The organism is Sphingomonas immobilis, from assembly GCF_030580995.1.
Taxonomy (GTDB): domain Bacteria; phylum Pseudomonadota; class Alphaproteobacteria; order Sphingomonadales; family Sphingomonadaceae; genus Sphingomonas; species Sphingomonas immobilis.
In genome coordinates this window covers 39,225-62,478 of record NZ_JAUQSZ010000009.1, presented here as the reverse complement: position 1 = coordinate 62,478, position 23,254 = coordinate 39,225, and the positions used below count along the sequence as shown (strand labels likewise).

Genomic DNA, 23,254 nt, shown 5'->3' with positions numbered 1-23,254 from the left:
TCCAGGGAGGGGAGCAGGTTGCGCATTGCCCTCACAGCATCCGCTCCAGCGCGGCCTGCGCCGCGGCTTCGACGGCCTCGCGCTCGTCCGCATCGGCTATGCCGTCGAACACCGATCCGACGAAGGCGCGCAGCAGCAGCGTCTTGGCCTCGGCGGGGGGGAGGCCGCGGCTCTGGAGATAGAAAAGCGCGGTCTTGTCCAGCTCGCCGACGGTCGCGCCGTGCGCGCACTTCACGTCGTCGGCGTAGATTTCCAGCTCGGGCTTGGCGTTGGCGGTCGCGGTGCGATCGAGCAGCATCGCCTTCACCGACTGGCTGGCGTCGGTCTTTTGCGCGTCGCGCGCGACGGCGACCTTGCCAAGATAGCTGCCCGTCGCGCGCCCGCCCAGCACCGAGCGGACGATCTGGTTCGAGGTGGCGTTGGGTTCGATGTGATTGAGCGTGGTGACGATCTCGAGCGTCTGGTCGCCGGTGCCGAGCATCGCCGCGCCAAGCTCGAAATGCGCGCCGTCGTGGCAGGTAACGTCGATCTCGACCCGGCCGAGTTTCCCGCCGGTGTTGAGCACATGGAAGGTCGCGGTCGCGCCGGCGTGGAGGACGACGCGGTAGGCGCGGATCGCGGTGCCGGTGGCGGGCGCATCCTGCACGATGACGCGCGCGACGCTCTCGCCGGCCGCGACCTCGATCAGTTCGGGCGCGGGGAGTGGCCAGACCGAGGCGACGGCCTCCAGGTCGGAGTACCGCCACGCCTCGTCGCGGCGGGTAGGGAGAGTCGCGAGGTCAGCCACAAAAAGCTCCGTCACCCTGAACTCGTTTCAGGGTCCATCCCTCCACGGGCACGGACGGGAATTGCGGCACGATGGATGCTGAAACAAGTTCAGCATGACGGGAAGAGAGGGTGGCGCTCGTCATGCCACCACCTCGGCATAGCCGGCCGCTTCGAGCTCCAGCGCCAGTTCGGGCCCGCCGGTCTTGACGATGCGCCCGCCCGCGAGGACGTGGACGACGTCGGGCTTCACGTAGTCGAGCAGCCGCTGGTAATGCGTGATCAGCAGCACGCCCTTGTCGCTCGCGCGCATGATGCGGTTGATGCCGTCGCCGACGGCGCGCAGCGCGTCGATGTCGAGGCCGGAGTCGGTCTCGTCGAGGATCGCGAACTTGGGGCTCAGGATGCCCATCTGCACCATCTCGTTGCGCTTCTTCTCGCCGCCCGAGAAGCCGACGTTGACGGGGCGCTTGAGCATCTCGGCATCCATACCGATCGCGGCGGCCTGCGCGCGCGCGACCTTGAGGAAATCGCCACCGGAAAGCGGGGCCTCGCCGCGGCCCTTGCGCTGCGCGTTGAGCGCCTCGCGCAGGAACTGCACGTTGGAAACGCCGGGAATCTCGACCGGATACTGGAAGCCGAGGAACAGCCCCGCCGCGGCGCGCTCGTGCGGGGCGAGGGTGAGCAAATCGATGCCGTCGAAGGTGACTTCGCCTTCGGTGACTTCGTAGCCGGGGCGACCACCGAGGACATAGCCAAGCGTCGACTTACCCGCGCCGTTCGGCCCCATGATGGCGTGGACCTCGCCCGCATTCACGGTGAGGGTGAGGCCCTTGAGGATCGGCTTGCCGTCGATCTCGGCGTGGAGGTTATGGATTTGGAGCATCAAATTGTCTTTTCACTTAAAGATCACAAATTGCTTTGGTGCAGAATGCCGCGAACAAGCCGGTCCCAACTCCTAAGGCTCCGCATTGAACGATGCGAAAAGGAAATATAAACAGATCATAATCGAGATTGGCGAAGTTTGATGAGAACAAAACAACAATCCCAACAAGCGCCGAAAAAAATCCGCAAAGAAACCCGGTTACGTACGCCAATTTTGCATTTACGAATTTAAATGCTAGCAAAAATGTAGTCATGAATCCCGACAGTATAGTTGGGATCAAGAACCAGCCCTCAAACTCGTTAAGTGACGCGCTCATCCGCTCATCCCCGAGCGGACGAACGCCACCAGCTTCGCATCGACACAGTTCGCCAGCGTCTCGCCGTCGCGGTTGCCGGCCGCCACGCAGTCGCGGGTGGCGAGGCAGGCGCGTTCGTCGATCATGCGGTCGCCGCTCGATACGGTGATGGCGCAGGCATGAACCCGGCCGCGCGCGTCGAGCTGCGTGCTGACGCGCAGCTTGCGGAGCTTGTCGTGCATCACGACGACGTCTGGCGGCGTCTCGGCGGCCTGCCCGGCGAGGAGGAGGGGCAGGAGGATCATGTCGCGCTCACCCCAAACACGCCGTCACCCTGAACTTGTTTCAGGGTCCACCTCTCCACTTGCGTAGACCGGATTTGCGGCGCGATGGATGCTGAAACGAGTCCAGCATGACGGAAGGGAGTGAGGGCGCGGCTCACCCCACGCTCCCCTCGAGGCTGATCCCCAGCAGCTTCTGTGCCTCGACAGCGAATTCCATCGGCAGTTGTTGCAGCACTTCCTTGGCGAAACCGTTGACGATCAGCGCCACCGCCGCTTCCTGATCGAGGCCCCGTTGCATCGCGTAGAAAAGCTGGTCGTCGGAGATCTTCGAGGTGGTCGCCTCATGCTCGATCTGCGCGCTCGGGTTGCGGACCTCGATATAGGGCACGGTGTGCGCTCCGCATTCGCTGCCCAGCAGCAGCGAATCGCATTGGGTGAAGTTGCGCACCCCTTCCGCGCCCGCCGCCACGCGCACCAGCCCGCGATAGGTGTTGTTCGACCGGCCGGCGGAGATGCCCTTCGACACGATCGTCGAGCGGCTGCCCTTGCCGTTGTGGATCATCTTGGTGCCGGTATCGGCCTGCTGGCGGTTGTTGGTGACGGCGACCGAATAGAATTCGCCGACGCTGTTCTCGCCGTTCAGCACGCAGCTCGGGTATTTCCAGGTGATCGCACTGCCGGTCTCGACCTGCGTCCAGCTCACCTTGCTGTTGCGGCCCTGGCAGAGCGCGCGCTTGGTGACGAAATTGTAGATGCCGCCCTTGCCGTCGGCGTCGCCGGGATACCAGTTCTGCACGGTCGAATATTTGATCTCGGCATCGTCCAATGCGACCAGCTCGACCACGGCGGCGTGCAGCTGGTTCTCGTCGCGCATCGGCGCGGTGCAGCCTTCGAGGTAAGAGACATACGCGCCCTTGTCGGCGACGATCAGCGTGCGTTCGAACTGGCCGGTATTCTCGGCATTGATGCGGAAATAGGTGCTCAGCTCCATCGGGCAGCGCACGCCCTCGGGAATGTAGACGAAGGTGCCGTCCGAAAAGACCGCGCAGTTGAGCGCGGCGAAATAATTGTCGTGCATCGGCACGACCTTGCCGAGCCACTTCTTCACCAGCTCCGGGTATTCGCGGATCGCCTCGCTGATCGAGCGGAAGATGACGCCGGCGGCTTCCAGCTCCTTGCGGAAGGTGGTGGCGACGCTGACCGAATCGAACACGGCGTCGACGGCGATCTTGCGCGCGCCCTCGACGCCCGCGAGCATCTTCTGCTCCTCGATCGGGATGCCGAGCTTTTCGTAGACCTTGAGGATCTCGGGATCGACCTCATCGAGGCTGCCGAGCTTGGGCTTGGCCTTGGGCTCGGCGTAATAATAGGCGTCCTGGTAATCGATCGGATCGATCTCCAGCTTGGCCCAGTCGGGGCTCTCCATCGTCAGCCAGTGGCGATAGGCCTTGAGCCGCCAGTCGAGCATCCATTCCGGCTCGTTCTTCTTGGCGGAGATGAAGCGGACGGTGTCCTCGGAGAGGCCCTTGGGCGCGAACTCCTGCTCGATGTCCGAGCTGAAGCCCCATTCATACGCCTTGTTGGCGGCGGCGAGCGCATCGGCGTTCTTGGTGGCCATCAGAGCGAAACCTTCATTTCCGTTCGGGCTGAGCTTGTCGAAGCCCTGTCCTTCTTTTCAACGACTGCAGAGAAGGGCAGCCCTTCGACAGGCTCAGGGCGAACGGTGGAAAGCGAGGCCAGCGATACCCCCGCCAGCGCGCCACGCACCGCGCCGTTGACGGCGTTCCAGTGCGGCTTGACCTTGCAGTCGCCCTCGATCGCGCAGTCGTGCGCGCCGGCCTCGACGCATGCGGTCATCGCGATCGGGCCCTCGATCGCCTCGACGATGTCGGCCAGCGTGATCGAGGCGGGCGGACGCGAGAGGCGGAAGCCGCCGCCGGTGCCGCGCGTCGATTCGATGAGGCCGGCGGCCGAGAGCTTGCTGACCAGTTTCTGCACCGTCGGCAGCGGGAGGCTGGTCTCGTTCGCGAGCAGCGTCGCGTTCAACCGCCCGCTCACGCCGCAATGGCGCGCGGCGGCCGACATCATCACGACGGCATAATCGGCAAGGCTCGAAAGACGCATAGTTGCGAATGGTTCTCAAATCGGACGGAATCGATCCGATTGCGCATGTGGGCTTTGACACGCGTCAGGTCAACACCTTGTTCTTCCGCGAAAGCGGGAGTCCAGCGCCAAGTAGCGTCGCGTTCGTGACTCTCGACTCCCGCTTTCGCGGGAGAACAGGTTCGAGACTAAGTGCCGCTGATCAGCGGGCTTACCCGGTCGCCGAGCGCGGACCTCTGCGTGATCGTGAGGCGCGAGAGCATCGTCGGTTCGGCCTTCATCTGGCCCGGGGTGAGGCCGGTGAAATGCTTGATCTCGCGGATGAGGTGCGACTGGTCGTAGAAGCCGCGCTCCATCAGGTCGTCGAGCGGTTCGTCGGTCGCCAGCAAGGCCACCGCCGCGCGGAGCGCGCGGTATTTGCGCGCGAGCAGCTTGGGCGGCACGCCGTACAGCGCCTTGCACTTGCGCTCGACCTGCCGCCGCGACAGCCCGGATTCGGCGACGAGATCGTCCATCTCGGGCGAGGGGCTCTCGGCCAGCCACGCATCGACCTGCCGCACGAAGCGCCGCGCGCCCGCGTCGCCGGTGCGCACCAGTTCGCGCACCAGCCGTTCCGCCACCGCGACGCGCGTCTCGGCATCGGGGGCATGGCGCAGGTCGGCGATGGCCTTGCGCAGCAGCGGCGCGCCGAACAGGCTGGACGCATCGATCACGCGGTTCATCATCGCCGAGGCGTCGTCGCCGACCATCGCCGCCCAGCCCGCGGGCGTCAGACCCATGCCGAACACCACGACCGGGCCCGGCGCGCGCACCTTCATCGCGCCGCTGGTCGGGCCGATCAGATGGACCTCGCCCGCTTTCTGCTTCGACCCGTCGGGGAAACGATATTCGGCGGTGCCGGGCAGCAAGCGAAAGCGCAACTGCGCGTGATCGGCGCGCTCGGTATCCTCGAAAACCGCGACATCGGCGCGGAAATCGTAGAACAATGTCACGTAATCGGCGACATCCGCCGCCGGGACTGCATAGTCCAGCTCTACATCCGACACGCTGCGACCCCTGTTTTCTCGAACGTGTTTTCAGAAAACAGGCGGTTAGCGCGAACGCACCCCAAAGAAAAGTGGCCCGGACGGTGGAAACCGTCCGGGCCAATAGTTCTAGGGTTCCCGGTCCGAGAACCCCTTGGGTCGCGGCCCCTCTTCACCAGAATCGTGCGGGGGCGTATTGGATGGAAGCGACGCGGAAGCGGTTTTTTCGCATTTTCGCGCAATTTTCGGAAAGCCGATTTTGACCCGCGCGCGGCGCGGTGCCATCAGGCGGCGATGGCTTTTCCCGTGCGCCCCGCCCTGTTCCTGCTCGATGGCGAGCGCGCGCATACGCTCACCATAGATGCGCTCGCGCTGTGGGCGAAGGCAGGCACGCCGCTCGCCGCCGCGACGCCGGACGCGCGGTTGCGCAACACGGTCGCGGGCATCGATTTCGCGAGTCCGGTCGGGCTGGCGGCGGGCGTCGACAAGGACGGGCGCGCGATTGACGGCTTCTTTGCATTGGGCTTCGGCAGCGTCGAGATCGGCACGCTGACCCCGTTGCCGCAGGCGGGCAACCCGAAGCCACGGCTGTTCCGGCTGGTCGAGGATCAGGCGGTTATCAACCGCATGGGCTTCAACAACGGCGGGATCGATGCGGCGCTGCCGCGTGCGGCGGCCGCCAAACGCGCGGGCGTGCTCGGCATCAACGTCGGCGCGAACAAGGACGCGACCGATCGCATCGCCGATTATGTGAGCGGCGTGGCCAAGGCGGCGGCGGTCGCGGATTACGTGACGATCAACATCAGCTCCCCCAACACGCCGGGTTTGCGCGACCTGCAGCACGGCGCGGCGCTGGCGGAATTGCTGGCGGCGGCGCGCGCGGCGGGCGACAAGCCGCTGTTCCTGAAGGTCGCGCCCGATCTCGATCTCGCCGCCATCGACGATATCGCCAGGGCCGCGATCGACAATCGCATCGATGCGTTGATCGTCAACAACACGACGGTGGAGCGACCGTTCGGCCTGCTGTCCAAGAACGCGGGCGAAACCGGCGGGCTGTCGGGCCTGCCGCTGGCGCAGCTTGCACGCACGCGGCTGGGGGATTTCCGCAAGGCCACCGGCGGGGCGCTGCCGCTGATCTCGGCGGGCGGCATAGGCGGCGCGGCGGAGGCGTATCGCCGCATCCTCAGCGGGGCGAGCCTCGTCCAGCTCTACACCGCGCTCGTCTATCAGGGGCCGGGTCTGGCCGCGCGGCTCAACCGCGAGCTTGCCGCGCTGCTCGCACGCGACGGCTTTGCGAGTGTGGGTGAGGCGGTGGGGACGGGGTGCTGAGGCGCTCCGCGCTTGCCCCTTCGGTAAAGACCGTTACCCTCGCGTGGACATGAAGAAGCTCCTCCCCGCGCTCGCCCTCCTCCTCTCCCCCGCAGCCCTTCCGGCGCAGATGGTCTCCGCCGCCGATCCGCGTGCCGCGCAAGCGGGAATGGAGACGCTGAGGAAAGGCGGCACCGCGGCCGATGCGGCGGTGGCGATGATGGCGGCGCTCGGCGTGGTCGAGCCCGGCCATTCCGGCCTCGGCGGCGGCGGCTTCATGGTCTATCACGACGCGAAGACTGGCAAGGTCTCGACCTATGACGCGCGCGAGGCTGCGCCGAAGGCGGCCGACATGCGCTGGTTCTTCGGGCCCGACGGCCAGCCGCTCTCGCACTCCGCCGCCGTACCGGGCGGGCGCAGCGTGGGCGTGCCGGGCGAGGTGCGGCTGATGGAGCGCGCGCACGCACGGCACGGCAAGCTCGCCTGGGCACAGCTTTTCCAGCCCGCGATCCGGCTGGCGCGCGATGGGTGGAAGATTTCCCCGCGCTTCTACAATTTCACCTCGAAAATGCCGCAGGGGTTCCTGCAGGGCTGGCCGGCCGCGTACCTCTACAATGCCGATGGTAGTGCGAAGCCGGTCGGTACGCTGCTCAAGAACCCGCAACAGGCCGCTTTGCTCGGCGCGATCGCCGCGAAAGGCGCGACAGCCTTTTACAGCGGCCCGAACGCGCAGGCGCTGGTCGACACCGTCAACACCGCCACGCGCAACCCGTCGAAGATGACCGCGGCCGACCTCGCCGATTACAAGGTGCGCGATGCCGGGCCGGTGTGCGGCACGTACCGGACGTACAAGATCTGCGGCATGGGCCCGCCCGCGTCGGGGGGGATCATCGTGCTGATGATCCTTAAGCAGCTTGAACGCTTCGACATGGGCAAGCTCGGCAAGGATTCGCCCGTCGCCTGGCACCTCTTCGCGGAAAGCTCGCGCCTGGCCTATGCCGACCGCGATGCGTGGCTCGGCGATCCGGGCTTCGTGCAGGTGCCGGTACAAGGCCTGACCGACCCCGCCTATATCGCGAGCCGCTCCGCCCTGATTTCCGAGACGACGGCGCTCGACGTCGCCTTGCCCGGACAGCCCGCCGGTGCCCCCGCGCCTGTGCGCGCCGAGCCGGGGCCCGAGCATGGCACCACCGACATGGCGGTGGTCGACCGCTGGGGCAATGTCGCGCAGGCGACGGTGACGGTCGAAAGCGTGTTCGGCTCGGGGTCGACCGTCAACGGCATCTTCCTCAACAACGAACTGACCGATTTCGATCTCCAGCCGGTCAAGGACGGCAATTTCGTCGCCAACCGGGTCGAGGGCGGCAAGCGCCCACGCAGTTCCATGTCGCCGACCATCGTCTACGACGCGAGCGGCAAGGTGCGGCTCGCCGTCGGCGCGGCGGGGGGCTCCACGATCATCGCGCAGGTGGCGAAGGCGATCATGGGCGTGATCGATTTCAAGATGAGCGCGCAGGATGCAATCGGAATGGGGCTCGTCTTCGCGCCGGGGCAGGTGGTCGCGGTCGAGAAGGGCACGTCGATCGAGGCGCTGGCACCGGCGATGAAGGCGCTCGGCGACAAGGTTGCGGTCGTCCCACTCGGCGTGAAGGCCAATGCGATCGAGCGGGTTGGCGGCAAATGGGTGGGTGCGGCCGATCCGCGCAGCGAAGGCGTGTCGATCGGCGCGGACGGCCGGATCGTGAAGCCCGTACCGGCGGCGGTGGTGCCGGACCGGCCATCGGAGTAGGATCAGGAAACCGCCCTGCATGAATGGGGCGGCCGGGAGAGACGATGCGTAGGCTGGAGCATTTCGCCAATCTGGTCGCCATGTTCGCGACGCGCGTTGCCGAGAAAGGCGACGCCCCGTTCCTGTGGCACAAGCAGGACGGCATCTGGACGCCGACAAGCTGGCGTGAAGCGGCGCGGCGGGTCGCGAACCTGGCGGCGGCGTTGAAGGATATCGGCGTCGAACCGGGCGACCGCGTGATGCTGGTGTCGGAGAACCGGCCTGAATGGTGCATCGCCGATCTTGCGATCATGGCGGCGGGCGGCATCACCGTGCCGGCCTATGTCACCAATACCGAGCGCGACCATACGCACGTGATCGAGAATTCGGGCGCGCGTGCGATCATCGTCTCGACCAGGAAGCTCGCCGCGACGCTGATGCCCGCCGCGATACGTGCCAATTCGGTCAAGGCGGTGATCGGTATCGAGGAATTGCGCGCGGTGCAGACCGATCTGCTCTCGGTCCATCACTGGCAAACCTTGATCGATACGCACGCCGGCGAGCCGGCGGCGCTCGCCGCCTGCCCGGCGAAGCGCGAGGACACCGCCTGCATCATCTACACCAGCGGCACCGGCGGTGCGCCGCGCGGGGTGATGCAGCATCACGGCGCGATCCTGCACAATGTCGCGGGCGCATCGCTCATCATCTCGGAGGATTTCGGCTGGGAGGACGAGGTGTTCCTGTCCTTCCTGCCGCTGAGCCACGCTTATGAGCATAGCGCCGGGCAGCATCTGCCGGTCGGGCTCGGCGCGCAGATCTATTATGCGGAAGGGCTGGAGAAGCTCGCCGCCAATATCGAGGAGGTGCGGCCGACCTTCATGGTGGTGGTGCCGCGCCTGTTCGAAGTGCTGCGCACGCGCATCACTAAAGCGATCGAGAAGCAGGGCAACATCCCCAATTACCTGCTCGACCGCGCGCAGGCGATCGGCATGAAGCGATACCAGGGCAAATCGACCGTGGTCGATGCGCCGATGCAGCTTGTCGTCAACACGCTCCTGAAACCCAAGATCGCCAAGCGGTTCGGCGGGCGGATCAAGGCGATGGTCTCGGGCGGCGCGCCGCTGACGCCCGAGGTCGGCGTGTTCTTCGAGGCGCTGGGCCTCACCTTCCTGCAGGGCTACGGCCAGACCGAGGCCGCGCCGGTCATATCGTGCAATCGGCCGAAGGCGGGCATCCGCATGGACAGCGTCGGGCCGCCGCTGCCCGATACCGAGGTGAAGATCGCCGCCGACGGCGAGATCCTGGTGCGCGGCGAGCTTGTCATGCACGGATACTGGCGCAACGAGGCGGAGACGGCGCGCGTGCTGGTCGACGGCTGGCTCCACACCGGCGACATCGGCGAGTTTGATGCGAAGGGCCGCATCCGCATCACCGACCGCAAGAAGGACATCATCGTCAACGACAAGGGCGACAATGTCGCGCCGCAGCGGGTCGAGGGGATGCTGACGCTCCAACCCGAGATCGCGCAGGCGATGATCTTCGGCGACCGGCGGCCGTACATGGTGGCGCTGATCGTGCCCGATCCCGACTGGACGCAGCATTGGTGTGCGATGAACGGCGATTCGTGCGATCTCGCGCGACTCAACGGCAACAGCGAATATCGTACGGCAATCGGTCACGCGGTCGAGCGCGTGAACAGGGAACTCTCGGTGATCGAGCGCGTTCGGCGCTTCATCCTCGCCGACGAACCATTCACGATCGAGAACAGCCAGATGACGCCCTCGCTTAAAATCCGGCGTCACGTTCTGCGCGACGTCTATGGTGATCGTCTAAATGGTTTGTATCAGGGGTAACGTCCTAAAAAATACCATGCAATTACAATTGGTTGATGACAAAGGGCCGCATCCTACCTTGCATTGCGGCATGAACCGTCGCAATCGGGGCGCATCATCCGCTAAGGAAAATATCTATGAGCGCAGCTCCGGCCAGGCTGGCAGGCGGACTGGCAATGATTGGCGTGCTGGCGCTGGCAAGCTGTGGCAAGGGTGCGCCTCCTCCACCGCCGCTGCCGCAGGTGACGGTGGCGATGCCATTGCAGCGCGATGTCATCGACTGGGACGAATATGTCGGCCGTTTCGAGGCTATCCAGGACGTTGACCTGAAGCCGCGCGTCTCCGGCACGATCACGAAGATCCTGTTTGCCAACGGGCAGCGGGTGAAGACGGGCCAACCGCTCTTCATCATCGATCCCCGGCCGTACCAGGCCGCGCTGGGTCAGGCCGTCGCACAGGCGGCGAAGGCGAATGCGACGCTGATCAACGCCCGCTCCGAACTGGTGCGCGCCGACAAGCTGCTCGCGGCGCAGGCGATCAGCAAGGAAGAATATGAGACCAAGCAGGCGGCCGTGCGCACCGCCGCCGCCGATCTCGCGGCGGCGCAGGCGAACGCGCGCAACGCGCGGTTGAATATCGAATTCACGACGGTGCGCTCGCCGATCACCGGCCTCGTCTCCGACCGCCGGGTGAGCATCGGCAATTTCGCGACCGAGGCGCAGACGTCGCTGACGCGCGTCGTGTCGACCAATCCGATCTGGTTCTCGTTCGAAGGCGCCGAGAGTTTCTACCTCAAATATCTGCGGCAGGCGAAAGCCGGCGAGCGCGGATCGTCGCGCAACACGCCCAATCCGGTCGAGGTCCAGCTTGCCGACGAAAAGGGCTTCCGCTGGCACGGGCGGATGCAGTTCCTCGACAATACGATCGATACCAATTCGGGCACGATCCGTGCGCACGCCGTGATCGACAATCCCGATGGCTTCCTGACGCCGGGTCTGTTCGGTCGGGCGCGGCTGCTCGGCTCCGGCCATTACAAGGCGATGCTGGTCCCGGATGAGGCGGTGATCACCGATCAGGCGCGCAAACTCATCTATATCGTCGGCAAGGACGGCAAGATCGTGCCCCGCCCGGTTGAGACCGGCCCGCAGGTCGAGGGCTTGCGCGTCGTAAAGACCGGACTCGCGCCGACCGATCACGTCGCCATCGACGGGATCACAAATCTTCAGCCGGGTGCGCAAGTGAAGGCCAACCTCATCAAGTTGAAACCGCGAGCGGCCGACACGGCACCGCAATCCACGCCGGAGACGGCACCGCCGCCATCCGACGCATCGGCGAACTGATCCCGTGCGCTTTCCGCATTTTTTCATCGATCGGCCGATCTTCGCGGCGGTGCTGTCCGTCCTGATCGTGGTGTTCGGCATCGTCGCCTATCCCGGCCTGCCGGTCGCCCAATATCCCGAGATCGCGCCGCCGACCGTCGTCGTCAGCGCGACCTATCCGGGCGCCACCGCCGAGACCCTGGCGGAAACCGTGGCCGCGCCGCTCGAAGAATCGATCAACGGCGTCGAGAACATGATCTACATGTCCTCGTCGAACACCGGCGACGGCAGCATCACCATCACCGTCACCTTCAAGCCGGGCGTCAATGTCGATCAGGCGCAGGTGCTGGTGCAGAACCGCGTGGCGACGGCCGAGCCGCGCCTGCCCGATCAGGTCCGCCAGATCGGCGTGACGGTATTGAAGAACTCCCCCGACATCCTGATGGTGATCGCGCTCACCTCGCCCGACGGTTCGCTGTCGGAGCAATATGTCTCCAATTACGCCAAGACGCAGGTGATCGATCGCCTGCTGCGCATTCCCGGCGTGGGCGGCGTGCGCGCGTTCGGCACGCGCGACTACAACATGCGCGTTTGGATCGATCCCGATCGCGCCGCCTCGCGCGATCTGACCGTCGACGAGATCGTCGCCGCCATCCGCGCGCAGAATGCGCAGGTCGCCGTCGGATCGGTCGGGCAGCCGCCGTTCAACCAGGGCGGCACCGCGTTCCAGCTCGGCATCCAGACCGAGGGACGGCTGACCACCACCGACCAGTTCGGCGAGATCATCGTCAAGCGCGACACGTCGGGCCGACTGACGCGACTGCGTGATATCGCACGGATCGAGCTCGGCTCGCAGGATTACACGATCAACGGCATGCTCGGCGGCAAGCCGATGACGGGTCTGGGCGTCACCCAGCTTCCGGGGTCCAACGCGCTGACCACCGCCGAGGCGGTGCAGAAGGAGATCGCGGCGGCGGGCAAGAGCTTCCCGCAGGGGATGCGCTATACGATCCCCTACAATCCGACCGAATATATCTCCGCCTCGATCGACGCCGTGTATCACACGCTGTTCGAAGCCGTGGTGCTGGTCGCGCTCGTCGTCCTGCTGTTCCTGCAGAGCTGGCGCGCGGCGCTGATCCCGATCATCGCCATCCCGATCGCGTTGATCGGCTCGCTGGCGATGCTCGCCGCATTCGGTTTCAGCCTTAACAACCTGTCGCTGTTCGGGCTGGTGCTGGCGATCGGCATCGTCGTCGACGACGCGATCGTCGTGGTCGAGAATATCGAGCGGCTGATGGAGGAGAAGGGCCTTGCCCCGCGCGAGGCGGCGCACGAGACGATGGACGAGGTGTCGGGCGCGCTGATCGCGATCGCGCTGGTGCTGGCGGGCGTGTTCATCCCGACATCTTTCATCCCCGGCATTTCGGGCGAATTCTACAAGCAGTTCGCGCTGACGATCGTGTCCGCGACGATCATCTCGGCCTTCGTGTCGCTGACCCTGTCGCCGGCGATCGCGGCGCTGATCCTGAGGCCGAAGGGAGAAACCGAACCGCGCCGGGGCCCGCTCGGCTGGCCGGCGCGTTTCGCCCGCTGGTTCAATCACGGCTTTGAAAAGCTCGGCAAGACCTTCGGCCGCTACACGGCGCGTGCCGTACGCGCGCTGGTGCTGATCGGTGTCGTCTATGCCTGCCTGATCGGGCTGGCGGGCTGGCGCTTCACCGCGACGCCGACCGGCTTCATTCCCGCGCAGGACCAGGGCTATCTGATCGCGGTGATCCAGTTGCCGCCGGGCGCCTCGCTCCAGCGCACGACAGAGGTGTTGAAGCGCGCGTCCGACGTCGCGCTGCATAACGCCGGCACGCTCGAGACCGTCGCGTTCGCAGGTCTCGACGGCGCCACCTTCTCGACCGCACCCAATGCCGCGGCGATGTTCGTCACGCTCAAGCCGTTCGAGGATCGCAAGAGCGCCGACGAGATCGCCGTCGAATTGCGCAAGGCCTTCGGGCCGATCGGTGCCGGCAACCTGCTCGTCGTGCCGCCGCCGCCCGTGCGCGGGATCGGCACCGGCGGCGGCTGGAAGATGCTGATCGAGGATCGCAACAACCTCGGCTACAAGGCACTCGAAGGCGCGGCTTTCGCGATGATGATGAAGGCCAACAAGGCGGAAGGCATCACATCCGCCTTCACGACCTTCAACACGCGCACGCCGCGGTTGACCGCCGACATCGATCGCGAACGCGCGGAGCAGCTCGGCGTCCCGGTCGAGAATGTCTTCTCGACGCTCGGTACGTATCTGGGCTCGACCTACATCAACGACTTCAACTTCCTCGGCCGGACCTACCGCGTCACGGCGCAGGCCGACGCGCCGTATCGCGATCAGATTTCTGACGTCGGCCACCTGCGAACCCGCTCTGCCGGGGGGCAGATGGTGCCGATGGACGCGGTGATGACGCTCAAGAACGACAGCGGCCCCTACCGTGTCGTGCGCTACAACCTCTATCCGTCTGCGGAACTGCAGGGCGATACGGTGCGCGGTTTCTCCAGCGGCCAGTCGCTGACGACGATGGCGGCGCTCGCCGAGCAGACGTTGCCCAAGGGAATGTCCTACGAATGGACTGAGCTGGCCTTCCAGCAGCAGCAGGCTGGCAACACCGGCGCACTGGTCTTCGGGCTTGCCGTGCTGTTCGTCTTCCTGCTGCTCGCTGCGAATTACGAGAGCCTGGTATTGCCCTTCGCCGTGATCCTTATCGTGCCGATGTGCCTGCTCGCGGCGATCCTCGGCGTCAATCTGATGGGGATGGACAACAACATCCTGACGCAGATCGGCCTCGTCGTGCTGATCGGCCTCGCCGCCAAAAACGCCATCCTGATCGTGGAATTCGCCAAGCAGAACGAAGACGCCGGCATGAACATGCATGATGCCGCGATCCACGCCGCCGAACAGCGGCTGCGGCCGATCGTGATGACCTCGATCGCGTTCATCCTCGGCGTGCTGCCGCTGGTGATCGGATCGGGGCCGGGTGCCGAGATGCGGCGCGCACTGGGCGTCGCGGTGTTCTTCGGCATGATCGGCGTGACGACCTTCGGCCTGTTGTTCACGCCGAGCTTCTACATCATCAGCCGCAAGCTGGGCGACTGGGTGTCGTCGAAGGTGCCGCGCCGCAAGAAGGACGAGGCGGAGCCCAAGGCCCTGCCTGCACCCGAGGGAGACCCGGCATGAAGCGGGCATTGACCCTCCTGCCCGCGCTGGCGCTGTCGGCGTGCGTCGTCGGCCCCAACTACACGCGGCCGGCCGATCCGCCGGTTTCGACCGGATCGTTCTCGGAAGTGCCCAAGGCGCCCGCCGCCGCCAGCACGACGGCGCTGCCCGATCGCTGGTGGCGGCTCTACGACGATCCCGTCGTAGACCGGCTCGTCGGCGCCGCGCTGAAGCACAATACCGATATCCGGGTTGCCGCCGCCAATCTGGTGCGCGCGCGCGCGGTCCTTTCGGAACAAAAGGGCGCGCGCCTGCCGAGCACGGACATCAGCGCCTCTTACGCCCGCCGCCGCTTCGGCACGGGCGCGGCGCTCGGCGCTGGCGGTATCGGGGCGGGCGGCGCATCGACGCAGCCTTTCGAGACCGATCTCTTCTCGGGCGGGTTCGATGCCTCCTATGAAGTCGATCTGTTCGGCGGGGTCACCCGCGCGATCGAGGCGGCGCGCGGTGATACCGAGGCGGCAGCAGCGCAGCTCGATGCGGCGCGCGTTTCGGTCGCTGCGGAAACCGCGCGAGCTTATGCCGCCGCTTGCGGCAACGCCGCGCAGCGCGCCGTCGCGGCGGATACGGTCAAGCTCCAGCAACAGACGCTGAATCTGACCAACACATTGTTCACCGCCGGGCGGGGCACGCGCCGCGATGTCGAGCGTGCCGACGTGCTGCTTGCGCAGACGCAGGCGACGATCCCGACCTTCGAGGCCGAGCGTCGCGCCTCGCTCTATGCGCTGGCGACGCTCACCGGCCTGCCGCCGGAACAGATTGACGCCGACGCCGATCGCTGCGCGACGCCGCCGCGCGTCGATGCCGTGCTGCCGGTCGGCGACGGTGCCGCGCTGTTGTCGCGCCGCCCCGACGTGCGCGCGGCCGAGCGCAAGCTCGCCGCCGATACCGCGCGCGTCGGCGTGGCGATCGCGGCGCTCTATCCCAAGATCACGCTCGCCGGGAATGTGTCGGTCGCGGGGACGAGCCTGTCGCAGGCGACCAGCGCCAATGCACTTTCCTTCTCACTCGGGCCGCTCATCTCCTGGAGCTTCCCCAATCAGACGGTTGCGCGGGCGCAGCTGCGGCAGGCGCGCGCCGGTGCCGACGCCAGCCTCGCCACGTTCGACGGCGCGGTGCTGACCGCGCTCAAGGAAGTCGAGCAGGCGCTGGCGCGGTACGCTGGCGAACTCGACCGCAACGCTGCGCTGCGCCGCGGCGTGGCGTCGAGCGATGCGGCGGCAAAATTGTCGCGTTTGCGCTTCGATTACGGCGCGGACAGCTTTCTTTTGCTGATCGATGCGGAACGTGATCGCGCCTCGGCCCGCGCCGCGCTGGCGGCGTCCGATGCCGCCGTTTCGGATGCACAGATCAGTCTTTTCAAAGCGTTAGGTGGCGGTTGGCAAGATGCGCCCGCTCCCGAGCGGCAGCCGCGTTAACCCGGCCCCGATCGCAAAATCGCATTCATTTCGGAATCGACATGCGAAATGAACAATTCCCCTACCATTTGCCTCTGCATTCTCTAATAAGGCCTTCGGACATTCAGGGCCGGGGAGGGGTTGCAATTGGGTGACCCGGGCAAAGGCCTGACCAACCGATGGGAGATACGTCCATGAAGAAGATCGTCACGATGTCGCTGATCGCCGCTGCTGCTCTGGGTGCGGCTGCTTGCACGCCCAAGACCGAAACCACCAACGAAACCACGATCGTGACCAACGAAACGACGGTCGACGAGGGCAACCTGACCACGGTTGATGAGTCGAACATCACGGTGACCAACGAGACCGCGAACGCGATGTAATCCACTTGCGGCGCTTGCGCGTGCCTCTGGCCGCGCCGGGTGCCGCAGGATTATCCCGCCTCCTTTTGGAGTGCGGCGCACGTGGTTTTTCCGGGTAGCTCCCTGGAAGAAACAAGAAACTGGGGTCCGGCATGCCGGGCCCCTTTTTCTTGCGCGGGTGGCGTCAGCGGGGCACCGCCCCACGTTATGAAACGCATTAGGGCAGCAACACCGTCGCGCCCTGGGTCTCGCCCGCTGCCAGAGCACGGTGCGCATCCGCCACGTCTTCCAGTGCGAAGGTCTGGCCGATATTGGCGGCGATCGCGCCCTGTTCGAGCATGGCGAACACGCGCGCCAGGCCCGCGGCGCGCTCCTCAGGCGTCACATAGTAATCGAACAGCGTCGGCCGCGTGACGAACAGCGACCCGTTCTTCGACAGGACGCCGAGATTGACGGCATCGACCGCGCCGCTGGCGTTGCCGTAGCTGGCGATCAGCCCGCGTCGCTTGACGGAGCCGAGCGATGCCTCCCAGCTATCCTTGCCGACCCCGTCGAAGCTGACGGCGACGCCTTCCGGCACGATCGCGCGCACCGCCTTCGCCACATCGTTCTGCTTGTAGAGGATGACGTGATCCGCGCCGGCGCGCTTCGCCGTTTCGGCCTTGTCGGCGCTGCCGACGGTTGCGATCACCGTCGCGCCGATCGCCTTGAGCCAGCCGACGAGAAGCTGTCCGACACCGCCAGCACCAGCATGGACGAGCGCGGTCTGCCCGGCCTCGACCTTCGCCAGCCGCTCGACCAGATACTCGGTGGTGCAGCCCTTGAGCAGCAGCGCGGCGGCGGTTTGCGCATCGACCGCGTCGGGCAGCCGAAACAGCTCGCGCGCGGGCACATTGCGCGCGGTCGCGTACGCGCCCAGCGTCGGCCCCAGCGTCGCGACCCGGTCTCCGGGCGCGAACCCTTCGACGCCTTCGCCAACCGCTTCGATCACCCCCGCCGCCTCTCCGCCAAGCCCGCCGGGCAGCGAAACCGGGTAGAGTCCCGTGCGGTGGTAGATGTCGATGAAGTTGAGGCCCACAGCCTCGTTGCGCATCCGCACCTCGCCCGGCTTGGGATCGGGCAACGTCACGTCGCGCCACTCGATCACTTCGGGGCCGCCCGTCCGCTCGATCACAGCCGCGCGCGCCATCCTAGTGTCTCCCATGACCGAACTTTCTCTGGAGGTATTCGAGCTCTTCCTCGGTATCGACATCGACCAGCTCGTCGGCCATCGTCACCACATGGCGCCCGCCGCTGACGAGCTTGCGTGCGCCCTCGTCGCCTTCGAGCGCTTCGAGCAGGTCGAACTGCGCCTTGCCGAACAGCACCGGGGGCTTGGGCGAGAGGCCGTCGCTGGATGCGGCCACGGTTTCGTCGCCGTGGCTGACGTCGAACAGGCGGTAGATCTGCGTCGCCGTGACGCGCGGCATGTCGGCGAGGGCGATCAGCACCGCATCGCACCCGGCCTCACGCGCAGCCTTCACGCCGAGGCGGACTGAACTGGCCATGCCCTCGTCCGGTTTTTCATTGATGACGACGGTGTAGCCGCGTGCGCCGTAATCGAGCTCGCCGCCGTCGCACACCGCGATGCGCGCCTGGAACGGCACCGCGGTGAGCGCGGTGACGACGTGATAGCCGAGCGGATGGCCGAGGAAGGAGGCGTTTAGCTTGTCGGACAGCCCGAAGCGCTCGGATTTGCCCGCCGCCAGCAGTACGAGCGCGGTCCGTTCGGGTTTCAGTTCGTCAGGCGTGATCATTGAAGGCTCCCACCAAGGCGGCGGCGATCGAAAGCGCGATCTCCGCCGGGCCGATCGCGCCGATATCGAGCCCGACGGGCGCGTCGATGCGATCCAAGTCGGAAGCAGGAACGCCCGCCGCCGCCAGACGCTCCCGCCGCGCGGCATGGCTTTTTCGCGAGCCGAGCGCGCCGACGTAGCGGGTCGGCGCAGCGAGCGCGGCGATCAATGCGGGATCGTCGATCTTGGTGTCGTGGCTGAGCGTCACCACCGCCGTCGCCGGGCCGGGCGCATAGGCTGCCACCGCCTCGTCGGGCCAGCGATCGTCGAGCGTAACGCCGGGGAAACGCTCCTCCGTCAGAAAGCGTGCGCGCGGGTCGATCACCACCGTGTCGATGCCCATCGCGCGTGCCAGCTCCGCCAGCGTCTGCGCGATCTGCACTGCGCCGACGATCAACAAGCGGCGCGGTGGATCGTAGCGGTTGACGAAAGCCGCACCCTCCAACTGGCGCAAGGTGGAATGGCCGGTCTCGAGATCGGTGCTGACCGTGACGGCCCGGCCTTCCGCGCGCGCCTCGGCGATGCGGTCGAACAGTTCGGGGTCGAAGCCCGCTGCGCCGACCGGCTGGACGAGCACGTCGATCTGCCCCCCGCACGGCAGGCCGACTTCCCACGCTGCGGCATCGGCGACGCCGTAATTTTTGAGCTGGAAGGGTGCGCCCGCGATCACATCGGCGGCGGTGGCGAGGATGTCGCTCTCGACGCAGCCGCCCGATACCGATCCTTCGAAGCGGCCGTCGGCGTGGACAAGCATGTGACTGCCGCGCGGGCGCGGTGCAGATCCCCAGGTCGAAACGACGGTGGCGATCGCCATCGGCGCGCCCGCCCATGCTTTCGCGGCGGCGAGCACCGAATCATTGTCTGCCACGGTTCTCGCCTCTTTCTTGTGCCGGAAGAGAGGTAGCATGGCTCCTACTGGTGGCAAATCGGCGAGCGATGATCGTCAATCTGTCATGTTCCTGCTGCATCGCGATTTTTCCGTAGTGAGGATAGCGATGATGAGACGCATGTTGATGGCGGCCATGCTGCTGCTGGTGCCGGTCGCGGCTTTGGGGCAGGAATCTCCAGTGCCTCGCTTCGATCCCAAGACGCCGCCGATCGTGATCGGCCATCGCGGCGCGAGCGGCTATCGCCCCGAACATACGCTTGCGTCCTATGAGCTGGCGATCGCGCAGGGCGCTGATTTCATCGAGCCCGATCTGGTGCTGACCAAGGACAATGTGTTCGTCGCCCGCCACGAGAACGACATCACCGGCACGACCGACGTTGCCGCGCACCCGGAGTTCGCCGTGCGCAAGGCGGTAAAGACGATCGACGGCGAGCGGCACGAGGGCTGGTTCACCGAGGATTTCACGCTTGCCGAGTTGAAGACGCTGCGCGCGAAGGAGCGCCTGCCGCAGTTGCGGCCCGACAATGCGAAATATGACGGCAAGTTCGAGGTGCCGACGCTCGCCGAGGTGATCGCGCTCGCCAAGCGCGCCACCGAGGAAATGGGGCGCACGATCGGCATCTATCCCGAGACCAAGCACCCGAGCTATTTCGCGTCGATCGGCCTGCCGATGGAGAAGAAGCTCGCCGCGCAGTTGAAGGCGGCGGGGTGGAGCAAGCCGGGCGACCCGGTGTTCATCCAGTCGTTCGAGGTCAACAATTTGAAGGCGCTGCGCAAGCTGACCGGCCTGCGCCTGATCCAGTTGATGGCGCCAGAGGGCGGCCCCGCCGACAACGCGGCGCCGAGCTATGCCGAAATGGCGACGCCTGCGGGCCTCAAGCAGATTGCGGCTTATGCCTATGGGATCGGGCCGGGCCTCGACATGATCAAGAAGGGCGATGCACCGCCCTCGACGCTGGTGCAGGATGCCCATGCGGCGGGCCTGCGCGTTCACCCCTGGACCTTCCGCGCCGAAAATTACTTCCTGATCCCGAGCTTCCACACCAAGGTGCAGCAGGTCACACCGGGTTTCGTGGTGATGCCCAAGCCAAGCGATCACGGTCGTCTCCAGGACGAAATCGTGCTATATCTGCAGCTTGGGCTCGACGGCTTCTTCACCGACTTCCCCGATATCGGGGTCGCGGCGCGCAAGGCCGCCGCCGCGCAGTAACAAGAGTATCCGGCATGCGTAAGATCCTGATCGCCGCCCTCCTGCCGCTGCTGGCGGGCGGCTGTCTGCGTACCGTCGCGACGGTCGCCACCGCCCCGGTCAAGGTTGCCAGCAAGACGGTCGATTGGACGACGACGAGCCAGTCCGAGGCAGACCGCAATTACGGGCGGAAAGTTCGCAAGCAGGAAGAACGCGACGCGAAGGCGCGGCGGCAAGCCTACAAGGACTGCCGCCGCGATGGCCGCGAGGATTGCGACCGCTACGCCGGGCGCTAGGCCCCCTCGTCAGGCGGCGAGCGCCGTGATCGTCTGATCTGCATGGTCGAGCGCTGCGGCGCGGTGATCGGGCCCGGCGCCCACGCCTTCCGCGATCACGAACTCCGGCGTCACGCCGATGAAGCCGAACAGCGCCGCGAGATAGGTTTCGAGATGCTCCAGCCGCTCGCCGGGCGCGCCCACGCCGTAGAAATTGCCGCGCGAGATGGCGACGATCACGCGCTTGCCGGGGATGAGACCCTCGACGCTGCCGTCGGCATTGTGGCGGAAGGTGCGGCCCGCGACGATGATGCGGTCGATCCACGCCTTGAGCTGGCTCGGAATGGTGAAATTGTACATCGGCGCGCCGATCACCACGACGTCGGCGGCGAGAAACTCCTCGAGGATCGCAGTGCTGGCGCTCGCGGCATCGCCGCCGCCGCCGGGCATGGCGGCGAGATCGAGATGCGGCAGGGGCGTCGCCGTCACGTCGCGGCGGGTGATCTCGGTGCCGGAATGCGCGGCCGCCAGCTTCGCGACGATGGCGGCGGTCAGCGAGCGGCTGACCGAAGTCTCGCCGGTGATGCTCGAATCGATGTGGAGGAGTTTCATTTGCTCGCCTTCCGGTATAAAAGAGTAACCGGGGCGGGATATGATACCTTCGCTAGCGCCCACAAGGAGGCACACTTTTGTCACCCAGTCACATCGATGTGACCCAGATGTCGCCGCATGAGATCACCGCCGGCTGCCGCTCGGTCACGCCGTTGCTGGCCCGGATCGGCGACAAGTGGACGATCCTGATCGTGATGTTGTTGTCGGCGGGGCCGCGCCGCTTCAACGAGATCAAGCGTCTGGTCGATGGCATTTCTCAACGTATGTTGACGCTGACGTTGCGCAACCTCGAGCGCGACGGGCTGGTCACGCGCACCGTCTTCCCAACGATCCCGCCGCGCGTCGACTATGCGCTGACCCCGCTCGGGCAATCGCTGCGGGTGCCGGTGATGGCGCTGGGCCGTTGGGTGACGGAGAACCGCGACACGATGGAGCGGTCGCGGACGGCGTTCGACGGCCGCGAGGGAGCCTAGCGCTCGCCGAGCACGCCGGCGATCGCCAGCATCACGTCGCGCCGCCATTGTACGCCGACATGGCTGCTCCTCACCTCGATCGCTCGCGCCCCGGACGCGCGGCAGATCGTGCCATTGACCAGACCGTCGCTGCGGCTCCAGATCGCCGTTTCGGGGACGGGCAGTGGCATCGCGGCGAGTGCGGCCTGACCTTGCACCTTGGCGTCGTCGATCTTCTCGCCGGTGAAGAATTCGAAGCTGCGCCACACATTGGTCGCGCGCGGCGATCCGGCGTAGGGCGCGCTTACCGTGATGACCTCGCGCACCACGCCGGGCAGGCGGTGCGCGGCGATGCGCGCCATGATCCCGCCGAGGCTGACGCCGATCAAAGTGACCGGCTCGCCAGTACGCTCGTGGACCTCGCGGATGCGGGCCATCAGCCGCTCCGCATCGCCGCCCACCACGCGCGCGCCGATATTGCGGCCGAGGCCCCAGCCCTCGACGCGATAGCCTAGCCGCGTCAGATACTGGCGCAGGAACGTGTTGGAGCGGTCGGTCGTCATCAGGCCGGGTAGGATCATCACCGGCCGCCCGTCGCCGCGCGGGGCGGCGCGCAGCCGCGTCTGGGAGGCGGCGAACTCCGCGAGGCCGAACAATCCGCGCGGAAACTCCGCGGCCCAAAGCCATTTCGAGGGAGGGGAAAGGGCCGTCATCTGAACCATCCTAGCACCGTCGCCGGAAAGGGCGTCCACGCACCGACGCGCACGCCTGCATGTTTCAACGCATCACCTGTCCAGGTGTTGCATGTATATAATGCACTATAGGTGCCATTGGCCTCATAGAAAGCGTCGTTCTTGAAATAGCCGGTGCGGTGCCACCCCCGCGTGCCCGGCGCGGACTGGCCGAAACTTGCGCGGACGAAGGCGGCGAGGCGGCGATATTCCTCGGGCCGCAGCGTGATATGGCGCACGTCGTCACTTGCGGCGGGGAAGCGGAGGTGATCGACATGCATCACCGTCCGCCTGCTGCCGATCGCGGCGGACAGGATGGTGAGCGGCTTCGCATCGGCCCAGGTCGCGGTCTCGAGATAGAAGGTGCGCTCACCCCAGCCGATCTCGAGCGAATCGAGCGCCGCATAACGCGGATCGGCGATATCCTCCGGCCGAACGAGATCGCGCCAGTCGACCCCCGCCGCCGCGACCGGCACGATCAGCCCCGTATGCACGCCGTTGCTGGAGACGGCGATGCGCACGCCTTCAGGCGGTGCGCGCCAGCCGGCGTTCGCGGGGATCGCCCCGCCGACCATGCCTGCCGCAGCGTAGGCCAGGACGAGCAGAAACAACGCCGCCGCCAGCCAGCCGATTCCCCGCAGTCCGCGTCGTGCCAAGCTCGTTTTCCT

22 protein-coding genes are annotated in these 23,254 nt (G+C 66.3%); 10 read left to right on the top strand and 12 right to left on the bottom strand.

Features of this window, described 5'->3' with window-relative positions; all coding sequences use genetic code 11:
• Nucleotides 1–31 precede the first annotated feature (31 nt).
• The 6 genes from Q5H94_RS13390 to Q5H94_RS13365 form a co-directional block, all read right to left on the bottom strand.
• A complete protein-coding gene (locus Q5H94_RS13390) occupies nt 32–787 on the bottom strand; it encodes a SufD family Fe-S cluster assembly protein (RefSeq protein WP_304561784.1) in 756 nt (251 codons plus the stop codon).
• A gap of 120 nt (nt 788–907) precedes the next feature.
• Nucleotides 908–1,651, bottom strand: coding sequence for a Fe-S cluster assembly ATPase SufC (gene sufC, locus Q5H94_RS13385; protein ID WP_304561783.1), 744 nt, complete (start codon nt 1,649–1,651; stop codon nt 908–910).
• Between the two features lie 312 nt (nt 1,652–1,963).
• Nucleotides 1,964–2,251 (bottom strand): hypothetical protein, encoded by a 288-nt coding sequence (locus Q5H94_RS13380; protein WP_304561782.1) that lies wholly within the window; start codon nt 2,249–2,251, stop codon nt 1,964–1,966.
• A gap of 133 nt (nt 2,252–2,384) precedes the next feature.
• Complete coding sequence (gene sufB / locus Q5H94_RS13375; protein ID WP_304561781.1) at nt 2,385–3,848, bottom strand: Fe-S cluster assembly protein SufB; 1,464 nt, start codon at nt 3,846–3,848, stop codon at nt 2,385–2,387.
• Nucleotides 3,848–4,354, bottom strand: coding sequence for an SUF system Fe-S cluster assembly regulator (locus Q5H94_RS13370; protein WP_304561780.1), 507 nt, complete (start codon nt 4,352–4,354; stop codon nt 3,848–3,850). The genes sufB and Q5H94_RS13370 overlap by 1 nt, the downstream gene beginning before the upstream one ends.
• A 167-nt stretch (nt 4,355–4,521) precedes the next feature.
• Nucleotides 4,522–5,379, bottom strand: a complete 858-nt coding sequence (locus Q5H94_RS13365) for a helix-turn-helix domain-containing protein (protein WP_304561779.1) — start codon at nt 5,377–5,379, stop codon at nt 4,522–4,524.
• A 273-nt stretch (nt 5,380–5,652) separates the two neighbouring features.
• On the opposite strand from Q5H94_RS13365, the gene Q5H94_RS13360 reads away from it, so the two are divergent.
• From Q5H94_RS13360 to Q5H94_RS13330, 7 genes are all read left to right on the top strand, one after another.
• Nucleotides 5,653–6,687, top strand: a complete 1,035-nt coding sequence (locus tag Q5H94_RS13360; protein ID WP_304561778.1) for a quinone-dependent dihydroorotate dehydrogenase — start codon at nt 5,653–5,655, stop codon at nt 6,685–6,687.
• A gap of 49 nt (nt 6,688–6,736) precedes the next feature.
• Complete coding sequence (gene ggt / locus Q5H94_RS13355) at nt 6,737–8,455, top strand: gamma-glutamyltransferase (RefSeq protein WP_304561777.1); 1,719 nt, start codon at nt 6,737–6,739, stop codon at nt 8,453–8,455.
• A 44-nt stretch (nt 8,456–8,499) separates the two neighbouring features.
• Entirely contained in the window at nt 8,500–10,287 is a 1,788-nt protein-coding gene (locus Q5H94_RS13350) for an AMP-dependent synthetase/ligase (RefSeq protein WP_304561776.1), read from the top strand.
• A gap of 116 nt (nt 10,288–10,403) precedes the next feature.
• Complete coding sequence (locus Q5H94_RS13345; RefSeq protein WP_304561775.1) at nt 10,404–11,606, top strand: efflux RND transporter periplasmic adaptor subunit; 1,203 nt, start codon at nt 10,404–10,406, stop codon at nt 11,604–11,606.
• A 4-nt stretch (nt 11,607–11,610) separates the two neighbouring features.
• A complete protein-coding gene (locus Q5H94_RS13340; protein WP_304561774.1) occupies nt 11,611–14,805 on the top strand; it encodes an efflux RND transporter permease subunit in 3,195 nt (1,064 codons plus the stop codon).
• Entirely contained in the window at nt 14,802–16,262 is a 1,461-nt protein-coding gene (locus Q5H94_RS13335; protein WP_304561773.1) for an efflux transporter outer membrane subunit, read from the top strand. The genes Q5H94_RS13340 and Q5H94_RS13335 overlap by 4 nt, the downstream gene beginning before the upstream one ends.
• 173 nt (nt 16,263–16,435) lie before the next feature.
• The gene (locus Q5H94_RS13330) at nt 16,436–16,624 is read left to right on the top strand and encodes a hypothetical protein (RefSeq protein ID WP_304561772.1); all 189 of its coding nucleotides are present in this window, start codon (nt 16,436–16,438) and stop codon (nt 16,622–16,624) included.
• Nucleotides 16,625–16,820: 196 nt separating this feature from the next.
• On the opposite strand, the gene Q5H94_RS13325 is transcribed toward Q5H94_RS13330, so the two are convergent.
• Genes Q5H94_RS13325 through Q5H94_RS13315 form a run of 3 tightly spaced genes read right to left on the bottom strand, consistent with a single transcriptional unit; the run spans nt 16,821 to nt 19,306 of the window.
• On the bottom strand, nt 16,821–17,792 hold the full coding sequence (locus Q5H94_RS13325; RefSeq protein WP_304561771.1) for a quinone oxidoreductase family protein: 972 nt from the start codon (nt 17,790–17,792) through the stop codon (nt 16,821–16,823).
• Nucleotide 17,793: 1 nt separating this feature from the next.
• Nucleotides 17,794–18,399, bottom strand: a complete 606-nt coding sequence (locus Q5H94_RS13320; protein WP_304561770.1) for a nucleotidyltransferase family protein — start codon at nt 18,397–18,399, stop codon at nt 17,794–17,796.
• Nucleotides 18,386–19,306 (bottom strand): XdhC family protein, encoded by a 921-nt coding sequence (locus tag Q5H94_RS13315; protein WP_304561769.1) that lies wholly within the window; start codon nt 19,304–19,306, stop codon nt 18,386–18,388. Before Q5H94_RS13315 ends, Q5H94_RS13320 begins: the two co-directional genes overlap by 14 nt.
• Before the next feature lie 130 nt (nt 19,307–19,436).
• Here Q5H94_RS13315 and Q5H94_RS13310 point away from each other — a divergent pair, with 130 nt between their 5' ends.
• Nucleotides 19,437–20,537: a glycerophosphodiester phosphodiesterase gene (locus tag Q5H94_RS13310; protein ID WP_304561768.1), complete on the top strand. Its 1,101-nt coding sequence runs from the start codon at nt 19,437–19,439 to the stop codon at nt 20,535–20,537.
• 14 nt (nt 20,538–20,551) lie between these two features.
• Nucleotides 20,552–20,812 carry a hypothetical protein gene (locus Q5H94_RS13305; protein ID WP_304561767.1) on the top strand — a complete coding sequence of 87 codons (261 nt, stop codon included), beginning with the start codon at nt 20,552–20,554 and terminating at the stop codon, nt 20,810–20,812.
• Between the two features lie 9 nt (nt 20,813–20,821).
• On the opposite strand, the gene Q5H94_RS13300 is transcribed toward Q5H94_RS13305, so the two are convergent.
• On the bottom strand, nt 20,822–21,403 hold the full coding sequence (locus Q5H94_RS13300; protein WP_304561766.1) for an FMN-dependent NADH-azoreductase: 582 nt from the start codon (nt 21,401–21,403) through the stop codon (nt 20,822–20,824).
• A gap of 77 nt (nt 21,404–21,480) precedes the next feature.
• Between Q5H94_RS13300 and Q5H94_RS13295 the strand changes: the two genes are divergently transcribed.
• Nucleotides 21,481–21,876 (top strand): winged helix-turn-helix transcriptional regulator, encoded by a 396-nt coding sequence (locus tag Q5H94_RS13295; protein WP_341850110.1) that lies wholly within the window; start codon nt 21,481–21,483, stop codon nt 21,874–21,876.
• On the opposite strand, the gene Q5H94_RS13290 is transcribed toward Q5H94_RS13295, so the two are convergent.
• Together Q5H94_RS13290 and Q5H94_RS13285 are read right to left on the bottom strand one after the other, a co-directional pair.
• On the bottom strand, nt 21,873–22,568 hold the full coding sequence (locus Q5H94_RS13290; protein WP_304561765.1) for an esterase/lipase family protein: 696 nt from the start codon (nt 22,566–22,568) through the stop codon (nt 21,873–21,875). The genes Q5H94_RS13295 and Q5H94_RS13290 overlap by 4 nt on opposite strands.
• Nucleotides 22,565–23,242, bottom strand: coding sequence for a TIGR02117 family protein (locus tag Q5H94_RS13285; RefSeq protein WP_304561764.1), 678 nt, complete (start codon nt 23,240–23,242; stop codon nt 22,565–22,567). The genes Q5H94_RS13290 and Q5H94_RS13285 overlap by 4 nt, the downstream gene beginning before the upstream one ends.
• Between the last annotated feature and the right edge of the window lie 12 nt (nt 23,243–23,254).